Below are 17,598 nucleotides of genomic sequence, written 5' to 3'. Positions count from 1 at the left end.
TGGTGCCGCCACCAAGAGTCGAACTCGGGACCCCCTGATTACAAGTCAGGTGCTCTACCAACTGAGCTATAGCGGCTCTTAAATACTTAACCAAATTGTCATACCAGATAAGATATGGTGCCGCCACCAAGAGTCGAACTCGGGACCCCCTGATTACAAGTCAGGTGCTCTACCAACTGAGCTATAGCGGCAAAAAATCGTTTCTGGTCGGGACGGCAGGATTTGAACCTGCGACCACTAACACCCCATGCTAGTGCGCTACCAGGCTGCGCTACGCCCCGAAACTAACAAGAGCGCTGCCCCTGTCAGCGGGTGCGTATATTACTATAACGAATTCAAAAGGGAAGACGTTTTTGTATTTTTTTAATATTTTTTTTGATCTTCAAAAAACAAACAGCACATGTAACTTGTTTATATATAAGGAAAAGCATTGAAAACAGTCGTTTTCGCCAACACCAGCAGTTAAATAAAACTGCTTCAACTTTATTAAAAACTACTCTAAAGCTCGATGTATAAGTTTACATCAGATATCCAGTTACAAAAAAAAGCCGCCATCGAATCTGATCGAAAGCGGCCTTTTTTAGATTCACAACTTTACTCTTGCATATAGCTCTCAACCTTGGACTTTAACTTTTGCCCAGGCTTAAAGGTGACAACAGTCCGTGCTGTGATAGGAATTTCTTCCCCAGTTTTCGGGTTGCGCCCTGGACGCTGGCTTTTTTCGCGCACTTCGAAATTTCCGAAACCGGACAATTTCACCTGCTCCCTCTCTACCAGTGTTTCTCTGACCGTATCAAAGAAGCTTTCTACTAAGTCTTTCGCATCTTTTTTGCTCAAGTCTAGAGAGTCTACTAAGTTTTCCGCTATATCCGCTTTCGTCAAGGACGCCATACTCTTTACCCCCGAATAACCGCTCCAAGCTTTTCAGCAAGCGCTGCAGTGACAGAATCAACTGCGCTGTTTACTTCTTCATCACTAAGAGTGTGTGATGGATGCTGCCACGTCAACCCCAAAGCGACACTTTTTTCTGACTCATCAATACCTTGGCCTTGATAAACATCGAAAACAGCCACTTTTTTAAAGGCTTCACCAGCATGTTCAGCAATCACGTTCTCAAGCGCTTGAACTGGTGTTTCACGCTTTACTAACAACGCAAGATCGCGACGCACTTCGGGGAATTTCGAGACACGTTGATATTCAGGAAGCTTAGCACCCAACACGGCATCAAGATTAATCTCGAACACATAAACAGCTTGATTGGTCCCCAGTTGCTTCGATAGCAGAGGATGCAACTCACCAATTACCCCTACACGCTCACCATTGACCAACACGTAAGCTGAACGACCAGGATGCAAGTACACTTCGTCGGCACACTCAAAATCAGGCTTAACCCCTTGGTTCAAAGCAAACAACGCTTCAACGTGTGACTTCAGGTCAAAAAAGTCTACTTTTTCGCTGTTATGGTACCAGCCTTCAGGGTAGCGAGAACCGGCAATTAGGCCTGCCACTTGATGCGTTTGATCCAATTCATCAAGCTTGTTCACATCACCCACGAAACGACTTCCTGTTTCGAAAATACGTACACGTGACTGCTGACGGTTTTGGTTATGTAGATACACTTTAACCAAACCAGGCAATAAACTTGGACGCATTACACCCATGTCACCAGAAATTGGATTCTCAAGTGGCACAGGATCTATGTGAGGGAAAAATTGCTTACTTGCGACAGGATCAATAAAGCTGTACGTAACCGCTTCTTGGTAACCCTGAGACACAAGCGTTGCACGTAAGGACTGAATCGGTGTTTTGCCTTCAGTCGCTGCTGTAAAGTTCACTGCAGCCGTTGGCATTGATGACGGCAAATTGTCGTAACCAAAAATACGTGCTACTTCTTCAATCAAATCCGCTTCAATTTCGATATCAAAACGATGAGAAGGTGCAACCGTTACCCATTGCTCATCCGTAACATCTACCACATCTAGACCTAGACGTGACAGAATGTCCGTTACCAAGTCTTTATCTAACGACATCGCTAAATATTGGTCTAGCTTCTTGCGACGAAGTGTTACTTTATTCGCCGTCGGCAAAAACGCTTGTGCAGCGACCTCGTTGATAGGGCCTACTTCACCACCGGTAATCTCAAGGATCAGTTGTGTCGCACGCTCCATCGCTTTGCCCGCTAGCGTTGCATCAACACCACGTTCAAAACGGTGCGAAGAATCGGTATGCAAACCATAAGAGCGGGCCTTACCTGCTAAAGCAATCGGTGCGAAGAAAGCACTTTCCAAGAAGATAGTTTGTGTTTGATCGTTCACACCAGAGTGCTCGCCACCCATCACACCCGCCATTGCCAACGCTTTTTGTTCGTCTGCAATAACCATGGTGTCAGAGCGCAATGCCACTTCTTGACCATCCAGAAGAAGCAATTTCTCACCCTCTTCTGCCATCCGCACCACAATCGAACCTGATAGGTTATTCAAGTCAAAAGCATGCATCGGCTGACCCAACTCAAGCATTACGTAATTAGTAATGTCTACAATTGGGTCTATTGACCGCACACCACTGCGACGTAGTTTCTCAACCATCCAAAGGGGTGTAGAAGCCGCTACGTTTACGCCCTTAATAACGCGCCCAAGATAGCGTGGACACCCTTCAGAAGCCTCTATACGAATCGGAAAAGTATCGTCAATGCTTACTGTCTGCTCTGTGATAGCAACAGGCATCACATCTACTTTGTTGATCACACCCACTTCTCGTGCAAGACCGGCAATACTTAAACAGTCAGCGCGGTTTGGCGTTAAATCAACGTCAATGATACTGTCGTCTAGATTCAAATATTCACGAATATCGGAACCAACTGGCGCATCTTGAGCAAGTTCAAGAATACCATCATTCTCTTCGTTGATTTGCAGCTCAGACCCAGAACACAGCATACCAAACGATTCAACTTGGCGTAGCTTGGCTTTTTTGATTTTAAAATCCGCACCTAGAACAGCGCCAATTTTTGCAAATGGAATTTTAATCCCTTGACGGGCATTCGGTGCACCACAAACCACCTGGAATTGCTCAGTGCCGTCAGAGACGGTACACACTTGAAGTTTGTCAGCATTGGGATGTGGCTCTGCCGCAACGATTTCACCAACAACAACACCGGAAAAATCACCTGCTGCGGCGTCGACTTCGTCTACCTCTAGACCAGCCAATGTCACTTGAGCAACCAGCTCATCGGTAGTGACTTCTGGATTGACCCACTCTCTTAGCCAATTTTCACTGAATTTCATAGTTAGCCCTTGGTCCTTACTTGAATTGCGTTAAGAAACGAAGATCGTTTTCGAAGAACATGCGTAAGTCATCTACTTTGTAACGCAACATCGCGAAACGTTCAACGCCCATACCAAAAGCAAACCCAGTGTACTTCTCTGAATCAATGCCAGACATTTCTAGTACTTTCGGATGCACCATGCCACAACCCAACACTTCCAACCAAGACTCTTCGCCTTTACTGTTAGTGCGCATAATATCCACTTCAATCGAAGGCTCAGTGAACGGGAAGTAACTTGGACGGAAACGTACTTTAAGATCATCTTCAAAGAACACGTTCAAAAACTGCTGCAGGATACCTTTCAAGTCCGCGAAAGAAATATTCTCGTCAATCAATAAACCCTCTACCTGATGAAACATAGGCGTATGAGTTTGATCGGAATCACTGCGGTAAACACGACCAGGACAAATAATACGAATAGGCGGTTGATTATTTTCCATAGTACGCACTTGCACAGGAGATGTGTGCGTTCGCAATACCGTGTTTGGATTGAAATAGAATGTATCTTGCATCGCACGAGCCGGATGATGCGCTGGAATATTTAGCGCTTCGAAGTTATGGTAATCATCTTCGATTTCAGGGCCTGACGCGACGTCAAAACCAATACCACGGAAGAATGTTTCAATTCGCTCCATAGTGCGTGTAACTGGATGCAAACCACCAATTTCTTGACCTTTACCTGATAAGGTAACGTCAATGGTTTCGTTAGCAAGCTTTGCGTTTAAAGCTGCTGCTGCAAGGGCAGTCTTACGCTCGTTCATTTTTGCCTGAACTTGCTCTTTTGCTTCGTTTACCATTTGTCCAAATTTTGGACGGTCTTCTGGAGCAACATTTCCCAGTTGCTTTAGAAGCGCGGTTAGAGCGCCTTTTTTACCTAGATATTGAACACGTATCTCATCTAGGCCGGCCTCATTATCAGATGCAGCTACCGCAGCTAAAGCGTCAGCAAGAATCTGGTTTAGGTTCTCCATTTCATACTCCAAAAAATAAAATAGGGGAAGAGCGTTGGCTCTTCCCCTATCAAAGACTGCTTGAGTGAGAACACAAAATGTGCTGACTCACTTTAGGCACTACGTCTGAAATTAAGCCAAGCTTGCTTTCGCTTTCTCAACGATTGCAGCAAAAACTTCTTTTTCGTAAACAGCCAAGTCAGCCAGTACTTTACGGTCAATTTCAATAGCCGCTTTCTTAAGGCCAGCAATGAAGCGGCTGTAAGATAGACCATTTAGACGAGCCGCAGCGTTGATACGAGCAATCCATAGAGCACGGAATTGACGTTTACGTTGACGACGGTCACGGTAAGCATATTGACCCGCTTTGATAACCGCTTGTTTCGCTACACGAAATACACGGCTACGAGCACCGTAGTAACCTTTAGCTTGCTTTAAAATCTTTTTGTGACGGCGACGAGCCTGAACACCACGTTTTACGCGAGGCATAATATAAACCTTTTTTAACTAGTTAATGACTGAAAATATCGATTAAGCGTATGGAAGCATGCGAACGATCAATGGCTTATCACTAGAGTGAACTTGCTGCATTGTACGAAGCTGGCGCTTACGCTTAGTAGACTTTTTAGTCAAAATGTGACTAGTGAAAGACTGCTTATGTTTAAAACCGTTTGCGGTACGTTTGAAGCGCTTAAGTGCGCTACTGTTAGATTTAATTTTTGGCATGGTAAAACCACTCTCGCATTCGTTAATGTTAAATATAATAACAAGTGCTAATTACTTAGCTGCTTTTATTACTTCTTCTTTTTAGGGGCCAGCACCATAGTCAATTGACGACCTTCCATTTTCGCAGCTTGCTCTACAACACCATGCTCTTCCAAGTCTTTAGCGACTCGATGCATAAGTTGCATACCAAGCTCCTGATGGGCCATTTCACGGCCGCGGTAGCGTAAAGAAACCTTAGCCTTATCCCCTCCTTCAAGGAAACGTATCAGGTTGCGGAGTTTTACCTGATAATCCCCTTCCTCCGTCCCTGGACGGAATTTCATTTCTTTTACTTGGATTTGTTTCGCATTCTTTCTTTGAGCAGCCTTAGCTTTCTTTTGCTCAAATATATGCTTACCGTAGTCCATGACTTTGCAAACAATCGGATCTGAATCAGCAATCTGCACTAGGTCTAGCGTTGCAGCACGTGCAGCTTCTAGTGCTTCTTCAATCGAAACAACACCAATTTGATCACCATCGGCACCGATTAGGCGCACTTCGGTAGCTCGAATGTTTTCGTTGATTTGAGGGCGCTGCTTGGCGTTAGCACGTCCACGATTCATATTACCTTTTATAGCTCTATCTCCATTATTTATTTTCGACTACGGCGTGAGATTTCTTTTTGAAGCAATTCTTCAAATTCTTGAACACTCATCACACCAAGATCATCACCGGTACGAGTACGGACCGCAACTTGCTGGTTCTCGACTTCTTTATCACCGACAACGATCATGTATGGCACTCGTTGCAGAGTATGCTCGCGGATTTTAAACCCGATCTTCTCGTTTCTCAAGTCAAGTTTTGCACGGAAGCCCTTAGAATTTAGAGTTTTCTCTAAATCAGCACAATATTCTGCTTGGCGATCGGTAATATTCATTACTACCACCTGCTCTGGCGCAAGCCAAACAGGGAACGATCCTTCCGTTTCCTCGATCAAAATACCGATGAAGCGCTCTAAAGAGCCAACAATTGCACGATGCAGCATTACAGGCGTTTGGCGAGAGCCATCTTCCGATACATATTGCGCACCTAAACGCGTTGGCATTGAGAAGTCTACCTGAATCGTACCACATTGCCATACACGGCCAATAGCATCTTTCAAAGAGAACTCAATTTTCGGACCATAAAATGCACCTTCACCAGGAAGCTCTTCCCACTCTAGTTCAGCAGAATTTAGAGCATCTGATAATGCTTTCTCAGCCTTATCCCACACTTCATCGGAACCAACTCGTTGCTCAGGACGCGTTGATAAACGATAAATAATTTGCTCAAAACCAAAATCTTCATACACCTCATGCAACAGCTCAATAAACTCAGACACTTCTGCTTGAATTTGATCTTCTGTTACAAAGATATGCCCATCATCTTGAACAAAGTTACGCACACGCATAATGCCATGCAATGCACCAGAAGGCTCATTACGATGACAAGAACCAAATTCTGCCATACGGAACGGCAGATCGCGGTAACTCTTAAGCCCTTGGTTATACACTTGAATGTGACAAGGACAGTTCATTGGTTTTACGGCGTAGTCGCGGTTTTCTGAATGAGTAGTAAACATGTTTTCATGATACTTACCCCAGTGGCCAGATTTTTCCCACAATACACGGTCAACAATCTGAGGTGTTTTCACCTCATGATAACCGTTTTCAAGCTGCTTCTGACGCATGTACTGTTCAACAGTTTGATACAGCTTCCAGCCCTTAGGATGCCAGAAAACCATGCCAGGCGCTTCTTCTTGAACATGGAATAAATCCAGTTTTTTGCCTAGTTTGCGATGATCTCGCTTTTCAGCTTCTTCAATACGAGTCAGGTACGCTTTCAGATCTTTTTTATCAGTCCAAGCCGTACCGTATATGCGCTGAAGCTGTTCATTACTAGAATCACCGCGCCAGTAGGCACCAGCCAATTTCATCAATTTAAAATGACGTAACACACGTGTGTTTGGCACGTGCGGGCCACGACACATGTCCATGTACTCTTCATGATGATACAAGCCAACTTCCTCTACAGAGTCGTCCATATCATCAATCAGCTGAACTTTGTAATCTTCACCACGCTCGACAAATTGAGCGCGCGCCTGATTAACAGGTGTCACCTTCTTAACCACATCGTAATCTTTCTTGATCAGCTCACCAATACGCTTCTCAATTGCAGCCATATCCTCTGGAGTAAATGGTCGCTCATAAGCAATATCGTAGTAAAAGCCTTCTTTGATTACTGGGCCAATGGCCATTTTAGCCGTTGGAAACAACTGCTTTACAGCGTGGCCTACCAAATGGGCAAATGAGTGGCGAATGATTTCAAGGCCTTCCTCATCACGTCCCGTCACTAAACTCACATCGGAGTCTTCTGAGATAACCTCACAAGCATCAACTAAACGACCGTTGATTTTACCTGCGACGGTAGCTTTAGCTAAACCAGGACCAATATCTTCGGCCACTTGCATTAGAGTAACGGACTCAGCAAAAGAACGCTGGCTTCCATCTGGTAAAGTAATTACTGGCATTTTTTCCCCTATTTGGAGTCAGTGGTGCTCCATACGCAAGAGCACATGTAAATTTTAAGGCCATTAAACTACCACTTATTAGAGTATTTTGCGACCACTCGTTAGCAGTTTCCTAGTTCCCACAAAATCCACACCAATATTCACAAAAATCAACCTTTTTTTATGCTTTTCTACCATAGACTTTCCCTGTCAGAGCGTTAAAATAGCGCTCGTTTCACAACAACCCCTCTAGATACTTTAGGCCTTATGGATCACGAAGCAATTGACAACTACTGCGTTGAGACAACTCAACCAGAGCCAGACCTTTTGTTGGAATTAGTCGAAAAGACTTATACCGACATGGGCTACCCGAATAAACTGTCGGGTCGTACGATCGGTCGAACGTTGAAAATGCTCGCTAAAATTCATCAACCTAAAAATGCACTAGAAATCGGGATGTTTACTGGCTACTCAGCACTCTCGATTGCTGAAGGCATGCCTGAAGATGGCAAGTTAACTTGCTGTGAAACCAACCCACGTGCAATTGAGTTTGCACAAACGTTTTTCGATCGCAGCCCGTTCGGGAGCAAGATCACCCCCATTTTCGGCCCAGCATTGGATACAATCCAGACTTTAGAAGGGCCTTTAGATTTTGTGTTTATCGATGCCGATAAACGCAACTATCTCAACTATTATGAGGCTGTTGTGCCGCTCGTTCGCAGCGGTGGCCTAATCATAATTGACAACTCTATTTGGCAAGGACGAGTCCTCTCCCCTATAGAGAATAGTGATATCGCAGTGGATGAAATGAATCAGCGTATCGCTAAGGATCCGAGAGTGGAGAATGTCCACCTCCACGTACGAGACGGCTTAAATCTCGTTATCAAACTTTAATACTCATTAATTTTTGCAAGCACCAGACGTCGTCTACTTCATAGACGAGGTTGGTTATGCTTTTGCATTTGACTGTAAGAAATTCAAGAGGCAGGGATTTTGGTTGTTTTTAAAATCACAAATAATGTCACTGGAAAGCACTATGTTGGTACATCTTTCAACAGTGGATTTCAGCGCTTTGAGCAATATGTCGAAGCCGCTAACGAAGATTTAGATTACCCACTGTATGAAGAAATCCGTACACATGGCGTAGATGCATTTTCAGTAGAAGAGCTTTTCGAGACAAACGATAAAGAAGAGCTATACGAGTTAGAGCAAGACTACATTGTGATCTACAATGCTGAGAGCCTTCGTGGCTACAAGATCGGACAGACAACCGTGAAAGGTCGCCAGTTAGATTTAGGCAAAAAAGCAATGTTTGACACTAACGGCAACTCCACAAAGGAACCCGTTAAAAAGACAGGCGGCCGCAAAGCTGCTGCAAAAAAGACCGACCTACCTAAAGTAGAGCTCCCTAAGAAAGACGAACCTAGGCCTACAGCGTCGTCATTTTTTGGTGAGCTTATTGGCGAAGATCGTTTAGATACACCTGCAAACGGTGAGATTGAAGATCTAACAAAGCCTTCTACTATTAAGCGTAGCGCTGCACCAAGTACAGCAGCAAGTAGCTCTCCCAAAGGCACCACTCGCAGCTCAAGTAGCATCCAAAAAATGCTCCGTGAAGCTGAAAAACAAGCAAAAGCTGAGCGCGCAGAAGAATTGCGCAAACAGCAGCAAGAGCAAGCGGACGAAATGGCTCTTATCATGGCCAAACTAGACATGACAGCTAAATCAGCGACCTCAGCTTTCCGTCGTCGCAAAGGCTAGCGGACAAAACTGAAATACTAAAAAGCCCCTTTGCAGAGTTTCTGCAAAGGGGCTTTTTTTATCTCTAAAAACAACGAATTACGCGCGTGCTTTTTTTAACGTATCGGCAATCATAAATGCCAACTCTAGTGACTGATCCGCATTAAGACGCGGGTCACAATGTGTATGATAACGATTCGCTAAATCTGCCTCCGTTACTTGGAAAGCACCTCCGACACACTCTGTCACATTCTGCCCAGTCATTTCAAAATGCACGCCACCAGGGTAAGTCCCCTCTGATTTATGCACCTCAAAGAACTGCTGAACTTCACGCAGCACATCATCCACTTTACGCGTTTTGTAGCCTGTACTGGCCTTGATCGTATTGCCATGCATAGGATCGCTACTCCATACCACTTTCTTACCTTCACGCTCAACTGCACGAATTAAGTTTGGCATGCCATTAGCTACCTTATCGGCACCCATGCGTACAATTACATTCAAACGGCCTTCTTCGTTGTTCGGATTAAGAGTGTCACACAAACGCAACAGATCCTCTGGATCCATAGATGGGCCGGCTTTCACGCCAATAGGATTGTTCACACCACGTAAGAACTCAACATGCGCACCATCGATTTGACGCGTACGATCTCCAATCCATAACATGTGTGCAGAGCAGTCGTACCACTCACCCGTAAGACTATCTTGACGAGTTAAAGCTTCTTCATAAGGCAACAACAGCGCCTCATGAGACGTATAGAATGACGTTTCACGAAGTTGCGATGCGCCCGCACCGACACCACACGCTTCCATAAATTGCAGCGCGTCATCAATTTTATTTGCTACGCTCTGGTAGCGCTCACCTGCAGGACTGTTTTTGATGAAATCAAGGTTCCACTTATGAACTTCATGAAGATCCGCAAAACCGCCTTGTGAAAATGCACGCAACAAGTTCATGGTTGCAGAACTTTGATTGTACACCTTAATAAGTCGCTCGGGATCCGGTACGCGCGCACCTTCAGTGAAGTCAATACCATTGATGATGTCACCGCGGTAACTTGGCAGCTCTACACCGTCGATGCTTTCCATTCCCGCAGAACGAGGTTTGGCAAATTGCCCCGCCATTCGACCCACTTTAACCACTGGGCATTTACCTGCGTACGTCATCACTACTGCCATTTGCAGTAGTACCTTAAACGTATCTCTAATATTGTTCGCAGCAAACTCAGCAAAGCTTTCGGCACAATCACCACCCTGCAGCAAAAAGGCATTACCTCTTCCGACTTCTGCAAGCTCAGAGCGCAATTGTCTAGCCTCACCCGCAAACACTAACGGTGGCATTGTTGACAATGTTTGCTCAACGCCAGCTAATGCTGCTGCATTTGGGTATTCTGGTTGCTGCAACGCCTGCTTAGTACGCCAGCTTTGTACACTCCATGAGTTAGCCATTTAAACCTCTATTGATAAACTTTCATTCTTTCATATTAAATGCGCATCATGCTCTATAAATTATCGAGCCACAACCCACAGTATTTGAGCATCTTCTTCCGACTTGGATACGACAATATGCCCCATGGTGGCATCATAATACACACTATCGCCCTCATTAAGGTCTACCGGCTCATAAAACTCGGAGTAAAAAACGACACTACCTGATAGCACTAACAAAAATTCTTCGCCATCATGTCGTACCCACTCCTTAAACTCAGAAAAGCTTCGTGCACGAACAATTGTTTTAAAAGGCACCATTTTCTTACGGCTGATAGAGAAGCTTAATAGCTCATGTTCATAAGTCGCTGTTGGATGCGGCTCACCGCTTCCAGCCTTTGTGATATCTCGACGGCCAGCAATAGAATGATCATGAGTTTCCACAAACAATTGCGGTAAATCCATGCCTAAGCCACCGATAAGTTTTTGCACAATAGCAAAACTCGGCGACACTTGATCATTTTCAATCTTAGACAATGTCGATCGAGCGATGCCTGTTCGCTTACTTACTTCTTCTAGCGTCCAGCCTTTGGTAAGGCGGATTTCTTTTACTCGCTTTCCAAGCTCTAATGGCTCTACAAATTGATCTGGGTCTGAAGCGGTAGCAGTTTCTAACGAGGGTCGACTTACCATCTGCACTTTCTCCTTTACGCTCCACAAGTTTACTAAAATAAACTCTTTTGACCTATACGATATTCGACCAACTTTGCACTAAAACTCATAAAAAAGCCCGCTATACAGCAGGCCATCAGCATTCAAATTCACTCAGTGCTTTTTAAGTCGTTCCATTGCCGGCAAACATCGACCTAAATCAAAACCTTTCTTCATGACATCCGCCACCAGAGTCACAAACGACATTTCATCTTCTTGATTAGCAAGCACCCACAAAACCGACGATCGCGTACCGGTTCGACAAAACGCAAAGACTTTATCATCGGACTTTATAAGCTCGTCTTGAACGGTTACTTCGCTATTTGAAAGCCGCTTTAAATCTACAGGGTTATAGACATAACGCATACCGGCCTGCTCGACAGCAGACTGGATCTCAGCACTGCTAGGCTGATCCTCTGCTTCACCATCTGGACGATTATTTACCACCACATCAAACCCTTGAGACCTCAATACTACCAGATCAGCTACCTCTATTTGCGGCGACACGAAATACTCTGGCGATAATTCAGTAATATTCATGAACAATTATTCCTTAAACTATGAGCGATAAAGTACTTTAATAAGATGGAACCCAAATTGTGTTTTAATGGGCCCCTGAATCTTTAATAACGGTCCACTGAAAACAGCCTTATCAAAAGGCGCCACCATATCCCCTTTGCGAAACTCACCCAAGTCGCCACCTTTTTTGCCTGATGGACATGTTGAAAACTTCTTAGCCAATTGATGGAAATCAGCACCTTGATCTAGCTTTGATTTAAGCTGTTCGGCTTCTTGTTTTGTTTTCACCAAAATATGGCAGGCACTAGCTGTTGCCATTTATAACCTCTTTATTTTCTCAATTTAGACACACATGCAAAAAGCTGTGTTACATTCGTTTAGTATAACTATTTTAGCAGTAGAGGGTAGTATGGAGCTAATGCCATCTTCGGAAGAACTTTCGATTCTCTTAGTAGAACCGTCTTCCACTCAACAGAAAATCATTCGTCGAGCACTTGAAGATGCGGGTGCGAGACATCTGTATTTTGCCGACTCAGTGAAGTCCGCAATTTACGCGATTAAGGAAAATGAACCTGATCTAATTGTTTCGGCTATGTATTTACCAGATGGCACAGCAGAAACACTGATTACGCTTATCAAAAAAAACCCCGATACAGAGCACATTAATTTCATGCTGGTTTCGAGTGAGCGCAACCGTCAGCAACTAGAAACCTTACGCCAAGCAGGTGTAATCGCGATATTACCCAAGCCATTTGAAATGAAAGACTTACAGCGTGCAATTAATGCAACACTAGATCTAAGTATGGAACAAGAAATTGATTTAGAGTTAATTGACCCACACGAAATGCAAGTCCTACTGGTCGATGATAGCCGCTTAGCCCAAAAGCACATCACTCGTGTTTTAGAATCCATGGGGATCGTTAATATTGATGTTGCAGCTAATGGCTCTGATGCGATCACACTTATGAACGATGCAAGCTATGATTTGGTCATTACTGATTACAATATGCCAGAAATGGATGGAATAGAGTTTACTCACACCATTCGAATGACGGAACATCTATCACATATCCCAATTTTAATGGTTGCTTCTAATGCGGATCAACCTCAGCTAGCAAACATCACCCAAGAAGGAGTTGATGCAATTTGCGACAAAGTGTTTGAACCAGAAACATTAAGAGTCTTACTACATAATATTTTAGATTAAAAAAACGGCCCTAGAGGGCCGTTTTTTTTATGCTTTTAGCAAAGCTTCCACAATCGGCACGTTGGCTTCTGGAAAAGTATAAGTAGATAAATCCGAACGATTAACCCAAGCAACCTTCTGACCTTCTTTGCCATGCGGCTCGCCAGAAAATTCACTTACTAAGTAAAAGTACAACTCAACAGACTTATCAGAGTAATCATGACGGACAAGTTGAAATTGCTCCGACTTAGTCGTCGCGATACCACACTCCTCCATCAACTCACGAGCTAACGCTTCTGCTGGGTCTTCACCTTCTTCAACCTTACCGCCAGGAAATTCCCAGCAACCACCTTGATGCTTATCGTCTGAGCGCAAAGCAATAAAAACTTGATCCTCACGTACGATAATACCAGCGGCAACACGAACGACCATTAGGTACGGTACTCAGCATTGATCGTAACGTATTCATGAGAAAAGTCAGTTGTCCAAACTGTATCTGCCTGATCACCTGACCCAAGATCCACTACAATATGGATTTCTTCAGGGTTCATTGCTAATTGCCCTGCATCCTCAGAATAAGACGGTGAACGCCCGCCTTCACGTACGATCTCGCAACCATTAATAAAGATCGACACTGTGTCGACATTTAAGCTATCAACACCTGCACGACCGACCACTGCAAGAATACGACCCCAGTTAGGGTCAGAGGCAAACAGTGCCGTTTTCACCAATGGAGAGTGCGCTATCTCAAACGCCGTTTTAGTAGCATCTGATTGCTGCTCAGCACCTTTTACTTCAACGGTTACAAACTTAGTAGCACCCTCGCCGTCACGCACGATCGCGTGCGCAAGCTCTTGCATAACCTCAAGAAAAGCCGCTGCAAACAGCGCTCCATCACCTTGGGTAAAATCGGTAATAACAGGCACTTGGGCAGCACCTGTTGCTACAGCAATACATGAATCATTCGTCGATGTATCACTGTCAATCGTAATTCGGTTAAAGCTCTGATCAGTCGTTTGCTTGAGCAAAGACTGTAGCGCCATTTGATCAACAGCAGCATCCGTAAAAATGAAACCAAGCATCGTCGCCATATTAGGGCGAATCATGCCAGCACCCTTAGATATACCACCTATCGTGATAACTTTACCTGCAATCTCAACTTGACGATAAGCACCTTTTGGCAAGGTATCTGTCGTCATGATACCCAAACCAGCATCAGACCAGCCTTCAGATGCCATAGATTTCAAAGCACTTGGCAACACACTGGTAATTTTATCAACAGGTAGCGGCTCACCAATAACACCCGTTGAAAAAGGCAGCACTTGCTCCAATGAAACCCCAGTCAAATTAGCTAGAGTCTCACATGTATGCAGAGCATTCTGCAATCCTGATTTACCAGTACCGGCGTTTGCATTACCCGTATTAATAACCAAAAATCGAGGCTTTGCCTTAGCAAGATGCTCACGACACACTCGAACTGGCGCAGCACAAAATTGATTCTGAGTGAACACACCCGCTACCGCAGAACCTTCAGCTAACTCAAAAACCACTACGTCTTTTTTGTTCGCTTTTTTAATACCCGCTTCCATAGCAGCAAAACGCACACCAGAAATCGAAGGTATTACAGGAAAAGATCCTAATCCAACTGCCATTTTGGCCTCTCGCTCTAAACTGATTAACTAGACTAAACTACCGTGACATTGCTTATATTTTTTACCTGACCCACAAGGACAAGGTTCGTTTCGTCCAACGCGAGGGACGTCGCCTGCAGACTCTTCAGAACCGCTCTCCACACCAGCCATATTAGTTGTCACTTTGGTTTTGGCCTCTTGCTCACGACGTGCCGCTTCGATTTTCTCAGCATCTTCTGCTGATTGGACTTTAACGCGTGTTACAACTTGCAATACGTCAAACTTAATTTGCTCCAATAAACCTTGGAACAATTCAAATGCTTCACGCTTATATTCTTGTTTCGGGTTTTTCTGCGCGTAGCCACGTAAGTGAATACCCTGACGCAACATGTCCATTGTTTGCAAATGCTCTTTCCATAACGTATCAAGCACTTGAAGCAATACTTGTTTCTCAAAATTACGCAAGCTTTCTGGGCCAGCAATCTGCTCCTTAGCAGCGTAATCATCGATAAACGCCTGAAGGATTTTCTCACGTAACGGTTCTTCATAAAGCTTCTTATCTTCTGCAACCCATAGCTGGATCGGCAACTCTAAGCCGAAGTCATTACGAATACGCTCTTCTAATCCAACAAGATCCCATTGGTCAAAGATACTTTGAGGTGGTATGTACTCGTCTATTAAACTAGTCAAAACATCTTCACGCATAGAAGAAATCGCGTCAGACAGATCATCTGAAGCCATCATGTCATAGCGCTGCTGGTAAATAACTTGTCGCTGATCGTTCGCAACATCATCGTATTCTAATAGCTGCTTACGAATATCGAAGTTACGACCTTCAACTTTACGCTGCGCTTTTTCGATCGCGTTGGACACCATTTTGTGCTCAATCGCTTCACCTTTCTCCATACCCAGTGCTTGCATCATTTTTTTGATACGATCAGACATAAAGATACGCATCAAATTATCTTCAAGAGACAAATAGAAACGCGATGAACCGACGTCACCTTGTCGACCCGCACGGCCTCGAAGCTGATTATCGATACGACGTGACTCGTGACGCTCTGTGCCAATAATATGAAGACCGCCAGCTGCCAATACAGCTTCATGGCGCATTTTCCAGTCGGCTTTAAGAGCCTCTTTTTGCGCATCAGTAGCATCTTCGCCGAGATCAGCCAACTCAACCTGCAGATTACCGCCTAACACGATATCAGTACCGCGACCCGCCATGTTAGTTGCAATCGTTACTGCACCTGGACGGCCTGCCTCTGCAACGATTTCAGCTTCTCGTTCATGCTGCTTAGCATTCAAGACATTATGTTTAACACCCTGCTTTTCTAAGAAACCTGATAACAACTCCGAATACTCAATGGATGCCGTACCCACTAGGATCGGGCGACCTTGTGCGACGTTTTCACCAATATCTTTAACAATCGCTTCAAACTTTTCATTTGTCGTCATAAAGATCAAGTCATTGTAATCTTTACGTTGCACCGAATTATTGGTCGGAATGACAATGACATTCAAAGAATAGATTTGCTGGAATTCAAACGCTTCTGTATCAGCTGTACCGGTCATACCAGACAACTTGTCATACAAACGGAAGTAATTTTGGAAGGTTGTAGATGCCAATGTTTGGCTTTCGGCCTGAATAGTTACACCTTCTTTCGCTTCTACCGCTTGGTGAATACCTTCAGACCAACGACGACCTTGCATTGTACGACCTGTATGCTCGTCAACGATAACGACTTGATCATCTTGAATCACATAATCAACGTTCTTCTGGAACACGATGTGAGCACGCATACACGCATAAACATGATGTAGAAGCTGTAAATTACCTGCGGCATAAAGGCTGTCACCTTCTTCTAACATGCCTTGTTCAACCAACCATGCTTCAACAAATTGGTGACCATTTTCAGTCAACTCAACATTTCGCTGAGCCTCATCATAAGTGTAATGCCCATCCTCTTCGCCCTCTTCATCTTGCTTAACAAGCAAAGGAGCAAGCAGATTGATCTTACGATACTGCTCGGAACTATCTTCTACTGCACCTGAGATAATTAATGGTGTACGCGCCTCATCAATTAAGATTGAGTCCACTTCATCAACCACTGCAAAAGAAAGATCACGTTGCATACGCTCTTCCATGCGGAAAACCATATTGTCGCGTAAGTAGTCGAAACCAAACTCGTTATTTGTACCGTAGGTAATATCAGATTGATAAGCGCTGCGTTTTTCTTCCCGGTCTTGACCCGCATGAACAACGCCAACACTCATATCAAGAAACTCATATAGAGGTCGCATCCAGTTCGCATCACGTCGCGCAAGGTAATCATTGACCGTTACAACATGTACACCTTTGCCTGATAATGCATTTAGATAAACCGCTAATGTTGCAACAAGTGTTTTACCTTCACCGGTGCGCATCTCAGCGATACGCCCATCGTGAAGCACCATACCGCCGATCATTTGTACGTCGAAATGGCGCATCCCCATGACTCGACTACTAGCTTCGCGAACGGTTGCAAAAGCTTCTGGCAAAAGAGAGTCAAGCGACTCACCCTTAGCCAGACGCTCCCGAAACACAGCAGATTTGGCCATCAAATCATCATCGGTCAATTGCTTATAAGCATCTTCTAACTTATTGATCTGAGAGACGACTTTTTTATAGCGCTTTACTTCACGGTCGTTTTTAGTACCGACAATTTTTTTAATGACTTTTCCGAACATATTTCAACACAACTTAGAATTGGAATGATTAAGAGTCTACCATGGTAAATAGCGACAAAACATGGATTATCAATCCCTTATAACGAAAAAAGCCAGACATAAGTCTGGCTTTTTTAAGATTCGTTCAA

17 protein-coding genes and 3 tRNA genes are annotated in these 17,598 nt (G+C 44.3%); 3 read left to right on the top strand and 17 right to left on the bottom strand.

The genetic code is table 11. From position 1 onward, the window contains the following. The 10 genes from AYW75_RS07435 to thrS all read right to left on the bottom strand — a co-directional run bounded on the left by AYW75_RS07435 (position 1) and on the right by thrS (position 7,546). A tRNA-Thr gene (locus tag AYW75_RS07435) sits at positions 1 to 76 on the bottom strand. Between the two features lie 39 nt (positions 77 to 115). After that, positions 116 to 191 (bottom strand) — tRNA-Thr (locus AYW75_RS07430). A gap of 13 nt (positions 192 to 204) precedes the next feature. Further along, positions 205 to 281: transfer RNA gene (locus AYW75_RS07425), tRNA-Pro, on the bottom strand. 313 nt (positions 282 to 594) lie between these two features. Then, a complete protein-coding gene (locus AYW75_RS07420; RefSeq protein WP_067036998.1) occupies positions 595 to 891 on the bottom strand; it encodes an integration host factor subunit alpha in 297 nt (98 codons plus the stop codon). Between the two features lie 5 nt (positions 892 to 896). Continuing rightward, on the bottom strand, positions 897 to 3,281 hold the full coding sequence (pheT, locus tag AYW75_RS07415) for a phenylalanine--tRNA ligase subunit beta (RefSeq protein WP_067097595.1): 2,385 nt from the start codon (positions 3,279 to 3,281) through the stop codon (positions 897 to 899). Positions 3,282 to 3,297: 16 nt separating this feature from the next. Continuing rightward, positions 3,298 to 4,293: a phenylalanine--tRNA ligase subunit alpha gene (gene pheS, locus AYW75_RS07410; RefSeq protein ID WP_067097592.1), complete on the bottom strand. Its 996-nt coding sequence runs from the start codon at positions 4,291 to 4,293 to the stop codon at positions 3,298 to 3,300. Between the two features lie 111 nt (positions 4,294 to 4,404). Further along, positions 4,405 to 4,761, bottom strand: a complete 357-nt coding sequence (gene rplT, locus AYW75_RS07405; RefSeq protein WP_067036992.1) for a 50S ribosomal protein L20 — start codon at positions 4,759 to 4,761, stop codon at positions 4,405 to 4,407. Positions 4,762 to 4,803: 42 nt separating this feature from the next. Beyond that, the gene (gene rpmI, locus AYW75_RS07400; protein ID WP_067097588.1) at positions 4,804 to 4,998 is read right to left on the bottom strand and encodes a 50S ribosomal protein L35; all 195 of its coding nucleotides are present in this window, start codon (positions 4,996 to 4,998) and stop codon (positions 4,804 to 4,806) included. A gap of 68 nt (positions 4,999 to 5,066) precedes the next feature. Next, positions 5,067 to 5,600 (bottom strand): translation initiation factor IF-3, encoded by a 534-nt coding sequence (infC, locus tag AYW75_RS07395; RefSeq protein ID WP_067036989.1) that lies wholly within the window; start codon positions 5,598 to 5,600, stop codon positions 5,067 to 5,069. 29 nt (positions 5,601 to 5,629) lie between these two features. Beyond that, positions 5,630 to 7,546, bottom strand: coding sequence for a threonine--tRNA ligase (gene thrS / locus AYW75_RS07390; protein ID WP_067097585.1), 1,917 nt, complete (start codon positions 7,544 to 7,546; stop codon positions 5,630 to 5,632). 246 nt (positions 7,547 to 7,792) lie between these two features. Here thrS and AYW75_RS07385 point away from each other — a divergent pair, with 246 nt between their 5' ends. Together AYW75_RS07385 and AYW75_RS07380 are read left to right on the top strand one after the other, a co-directional pair. Then, on the top strand, positions 7,793 to 8,419 hold the full coding sequence (locus tag AYW75_RS07385; RefSeq protein WP_067097582.1) for an O-methyltransferase: 627 nt from the start codon (positions 7,793 to 7,795) through the stop codon (positions 8,417 to 8,419). Positions 8,420 to 8,518: 99 nt separating this feature from the next. Continuing rightward, a complete protein-coding gene (locus tag AYW75_RS07380) occupies positions 8,519 to 9,286 on the top strand; it encodes a GIY-YIG nuclease family protein (protein ID WP_067097577.1) in 768 nt (255 codons plus the stop codon). A gap of 78 nt (positions 9,287 to 9,364) precedes the next feature. On the opposite strand, the gene AYW75_RS07375 is transcribed toward AYW75_RS07380, so the two are convergent. From AYW75_RS07375 to ppiC, 4 genes are all read right to left on the bottom strand, one after another. Further along, the gene (locus tag AYW75_RS07375; RefSeq protein ID WP_067097575.1) at positions 9,365 to 10,714 is read right to left on the bottom strand and encodes a class II 3-deoxy-7-phosphoheptulonate synthase; all 1,350 of its coding nucleotides are present in this window, start codon (positions 10,712 to 10,714) and stop codon (positions 9,365 to 9,367) included. Positions 10,715 to 10,774: 60 nt separating this feature from the next. Then, positions 10,775 to 11,386 carry a helix-turn-helix domain-containing protein gene (locus AYW75_RS07370; RefSeq protein ID WP_067097572.1) on the bottom strand — a complete coding sequence of 204 codons (612 nt, stop codon included), beginning with the start codon at positions 11,384 to 11,386 and terminating at the stop codon, positions 10,775 to 10,777. Between the two features lie 132 nt (positions 11,387 to 11,518). Then, complete coding sequence (locus AYW75_RS07365; RefSeq protein WP_067097569.1) at positions 11,519 to 11,944, bottom strand: TIGR01244 family sulfur transferase; 426 nt, start codon at positions 11,942 to 11,944, stop codon at positions 11,519 to 11,521. A gap of 18 nt (positions 11,945 to 11,962) precedes the next feature. Further along, positions 11,963 to 12,241 carry a peptidylprolyl isomerase PpiC gene (gene ppiC / locus AYW75_RS07360; RefSeq protein ID WP_067097567.1) on the bottom strand — a complete coding sequence of 93 codons (279 nt, stop codon included), beginning with the start codon at positions 12,239 to 12,241 and terminating at the stop codon, positions 11,963 to 11,965. Between the two features lie 91 nt (positions 12,242 to 12,332). Between ppiC and AYW75_RS07355 the strand changes: the two genes are divergently transcribed. Beyond that, complete coding sequence (locus AYW75_RS07355; RefSeq protein WP_067097564.1) at positions 12,333 to 13,130, top strand: response regulator; 798 nt, start codon at positions 12,333 to 12,335, stop codon at positions 13,128 to 13,130. A gap of 27 nt (positions 13,131 to 13,157) precedes the next feature. On the opposite strand, the gene mutT is transcribed toward AYW75_RS07355, so the two are convergent. Genes mutT through secA form a run of 3 tightly spaced genes read right to left on the bottom strand, consistent with a single transcriptional unit; the run spans position 13,158 to position 17,470 of the window. Then, entirely contained in the window at positions 13,158 to 13,541 is a 384-nt protein-coding gene (mutT, locus tag AYW75_RS07350) for an 8-oxo-dGTP diphosphatase MutT (RefSeq protein WP_067097562.1), read from the bottom strand. Further along, the gene (gene argJ / locus AYW75_RS07345) at positions 13,541 to 14,761 is read right to left on the bottom strand and encodes a bifunctional glutamate N-acetyltransferase/amino-acid acetyltransferase ArgJ (protein WP_067097559.1); all 1,221 of its coding nucleotides are present in this window, start codon (positions 14,759 to 14,761) and stop codon (positions 13,541 to 13,543) included. The genes mutT and argJ overlap by 1 nt, the downstream gene beginning before the upstream one ends. A gap of 27 nt (positions 14,762 to 14,788) precedes the next feature. Then, positions 14,789 to 17,470: a preprotein translocase subunit SecA gene (gene secA / locus AYW75_RS07340; protein WP_067097557.1), complete on the bottom strand. Its 2,682-nt coding sequence runs from the start codon at positions 17,468 to 17,470 to the stop codon at positions 14,789 to 14,791. Positions 17,471 to 17,598 lie beyond the last annotated feature (128 nt).

The organism is Marinomonas atlantica, assembly GCF_001639725.1.
GTDB classification, from domain to species: domain Bacteria; phylum Pseudomonadota; class Gammaproteobacteria; order Pseudomonadales; family Marinomonadaceae; genus Marinomonas; species Marinomonas atlantica.
The sequence above is the reverse complement of the archived record's forward strand: the minus strand, read 5'-3'. Positions and strand labels throughout refer to the sequence as shown.